Annotated in this window: 4 protein-coding genes; all 4 read left to right on the top strand. The window is 63.1% G+C overall.

The features are described 5' to 3' along the window. Positions 1-328, top strand: a 328-nt coding sequence (locus VBE63_RS26575; protein ID WP_323686010.1) for an FCD domain-containing protein, incomplete at its 5' end; no start/stop codon positions are given. A gap of 289 nt (positions 329-617) precedes the next feature. Further along, a complete protein-coding gene (prpB, locus tag VBE63_RS26570; RefSeq protein WP_323686009.1) occupies positions 618-1499 on the top strand; it encodes a methylisocitrate lyase in 882 nt (293 codons plus the stop codon). A gap of 4 nt (positions 1500-1503) precedes the next feature. Beyond that, the gene (prpC, locus tag VBE63_RS26565) at positions 1504-2667 is read left to right on the top strand and encodes a 2-methylcitrate synthase (protein ID WP_323686008.1); all 1164 of its coding nucleotides are present in this window, start codon (positions 1504-1506) and stop codon (positions 2665-2667) included. Beyond that, positions 2667-3154: MmgE/PrpD family protein (locus tag VBE63_RS26560; protein ID WP_323686007.1), on the top strand; the 488-nt coding region annotated here is incomplete at its 3' end. The genes prpC and VBE63_RS26560, both read left to right, overlap by 1 nt.

Here is a 3154-nt window from a genome sequence, read left to right as displayed (position 1 = left end):
CGCGCTGCTCGAGCAGCATGGACAGCAGATCGAACAGGAGCAGGGGCAGGCCTATTTCCAGAAACAGGGCGATCTGGATTTTCATTTCCGGATCGTCCAGGGCAGCAAGAACCGGCAGCTGATCGCGCTGCTGTGCGAGGATCTCTATCACCTGCTCAGGATGTACCGTGTGCAGTTTGGCATGCGCAGCCAGCGCTGTCGGCAGGCGTTCGAGGAGCATCAATATCTGCTCAGCGCCCTGCGCTCGCGCGACCCGGAGATGGCCGAGCTGGTGATGCGCCAGCATGTGCGTTCATCGCGGCGCAATCTCGAGCAGGCGCTGGCCTGAGCCAAATCGGATGCGAAGCTACGCGCTGACAAAGAGATGCGCTCATGGATTCAAGCCGCCATGCACTCAGACCGCCATGCATTCAGACCGCCATGCAATCAGTATCCGATGCGGTATAGGAAGCCCGCGCTGATGGTTGTGCGAGCGAGTCGACCAGGCCAGCATCTTGCGAGCAGCTTGCTCCGACTGTCGGCCAACGCCATCAGAGTGCGAGTCGCAACAATCAAAAGGCGTCGTGCTGCATAGCGCGCCTGACAACAAGCCACAACGACCACTGAGGGAATCAATCATGACCATCGCCACCAATCCCGGCGCCCGTTTCCGCGCCGCGATGGCCGAAGAGCGGCCATTGCAATGCGCGGGCGCGATCAACGCCTACCATGCCCGGCTCGCCGAGGCCACTGGCTTCCGCTCGCTGTATATCTCCGGCGGCGGCGTTGCGGCCGGCTCCTGCGGGATTCCGGATCTCGGCATCACCACCATGGACGATGTGCTGATCGACCTGCGCCGCATCACCGATGTCACCGAGCTGCCGGTATTGGTGGACATTGATACCGGCTGGGGCGGCGCCTTCAACATCGCCCGCGCCGTGCGCAGCATGAACAAGGCCGGCGCGGCGGCGGTACATCTGGAAGACCAGGTACAACAGAAGCGCTGTGGCCATCGACCGAACAAGGCCATCGTGCCGCAGCAGGAGATGGTCGATCGGATCAAGGCTGCGGTCGATGCTCGCCTGGATGATGACTTCGTGATCATGGCACGCACCGATTCCCTCGCGGTCGAGGGGCTGGAGGCGGCGATCGAGCGTGCCCGAGCCTGCGTTGAGGCCGGCGCTGACGCAATCTTCCCGGAGGCGGTGACCGAACTCGCGCAGTATCGTGCCTTTATCGATGCGGTTGGCGTGCCGGTGCTGGCCAATATCACCGAGTTCGGCTCGACCCCACTGTTCACCGTTGATGAACTGGCGAGTGTTGGCGTTAGCATCGCGCTCTATCCGCTGAGCGCCTTCCGCGCCGCCAATGCCGCCGCGCTCAAGGTCTATGAGGCCCTGCGCCATGAAGGCACGCAAGCGTCGGTGATGGAGCTGATGCAGACCCGCGCCGACCTCTATGATTACCTCGGCTATCACGCCTACGAGCAGAAGCTCGATCAACTCTTCGCAGCGGAGTAGGGCTATGAATGAGAATAACGCTAGCAACAGCGGTTTGCCCAAGCCAAAGAAATCGGTCGCCCTGTCCGGCACCGCTGCCGGCAATACCGCCATCTGCACCGTCGGGCGCACCGGCAACGATCTGCATTATCGCGGCTACGACATCCTTGATTTCGCCGAGCAGGCCGAGTTCGAGGAGATCGCCTATCTATTGATCCACGGCGCATTGCCGACGGCCGCCGAGCTGACCGCCTACAAGACCAAGCTGCGCTCCATGCGTGGTCTGCCGCAGGCGGTGAAACAGGCGCTGGAGGCGATCCCGGCCTCCGCGCATCCAATGGATGTGATGCGCACCGCTTGCTCGGTGATGGGCAGTTGCCTACCGGAACGCGACACGCACCCAACCGCCGAGGCGCGCGAGATCATCGACCGGCTGATGGCCAGCTTCGGCTCGGCGCTGCTGTACTGGTATCACTTCGCGGTCAATGGCCGGCGCATCGAGGTCGAGACCGACGATGACTCGATCGGCGGGCATTTCCTGCATCTGCTGCATGGTGAGACGCCCAAGGCCTCTTGGGTGCGGGCGATGCACACCTCGCTGGTGCTCTATGCCGAGCACGAGTTCAACGCCTCGACCTTCGCCGCGCGCGTGGTTGCCGGCACCAATTCGGACCTGTACTCGGCCATTACGGCTGCGATCGGCGCGCTGCGTGGTCCCAAGCACGGCGGGGCTAACGAAGAGGCCTTCCGCACCCAGAGCCGGTATCACAGTGCTGATGAAGCCGAGGCCGACATCCGCGAGCGGGTCGGGCGTAAGGAGATCGTGATCGGTTTTGGTCATCCGGTCTACACGGTCGCTGATCCACGCAATCAGGTGATCAAGCGGGTGGCCAAGGCGCTCTCCGAGGAGGCGGGCGATACGCGCATGTTCGCCGTTGCCGACCGGTTGGAATCGGTGATGTGGGAGCTGAAAAAGATGTTCCCGAACCTCGACTGGTTCTCAGCGGTGTCTTATCACCAGATGGGCGTGCCGACGGCGATGTTCACACCGCTGTTCGTGATCTCCCGCGTCACCGGCTGGGGTGCGCATGTGATTGAGCAGCGTGAGGATGGCAAGATCATCCGTCCGTCGGCGAACTATACTGGCCCTGAAAATCGGCCTTGGGTATCGATTGAGGAGCGTTCCTGATGAGCAAAGCCGCCACCTTGGACGCCTCGCGTCCCGATTACGACGAGGTGATCCAGCAGATCACCGATTATGTGCTGGGCTACGATGTCCGCCAGAGCCGCGAGGCGATGGAGACCGCCCGCTACGACTGGATGGATAGCATCGGCTGTGCGCTCTTGGCGCTGAACTATCCGGCCTGCACCAAACTGCTCGGGCCGCTGGTGCCCGGTGCCCAGGTGCCGGGCGGCTCCCGCGTGCCAGGCACCCCCTATGAGCTTGATCCGGTGCGCGCGGCCTGGAACATCGGTGCCATGGTGCGCTGGCTCGACTACAACGACACCTGGTTGGCGGCCGAGTGGGGGCACCCCTCGGATAATCTGGGCGCGATCCTGGCGCTGGCCGATTTTCGTGCACGACAGAACGGCTCGCGTGGCTCGGTGCCGGTGACGCTTGGCGATGTGCTGCGGGCGATGATCAAGGCGCATGAGATCCAGGGCGTGCTGGCGCT

Origin of the sequence: Lamprobacter sp., assembly GCF_034860625.1 — a bacterium.
Lineage (GTDB): Bacteria > Pseudomonadota > Gammaproteobacteria > Chromatiales > Chromatiaceae > Lamprobacter.
The sequence above is the reverse complement of the archived record's forward strand: the minus strand, read 5'-3'. Positions and strand labels throughout refer to the sequence as shown.

Excerpts from the sequence above, each read along its gene's own strand:
- prpB (WP_323686009.1), top strand. The coding sequence starts at position 618 with ATGACCATCGCCACCAATCCCGGCGCCCGTTTCCGCGCCGCGATGGCC.
- prpC (WP_323686008.1), top strand. The coding sequence starts at position 1,504 with ATGAATGAGAATAACGCTAGCAACAGCGGTTTGCCCAAGCCAAAGAAA.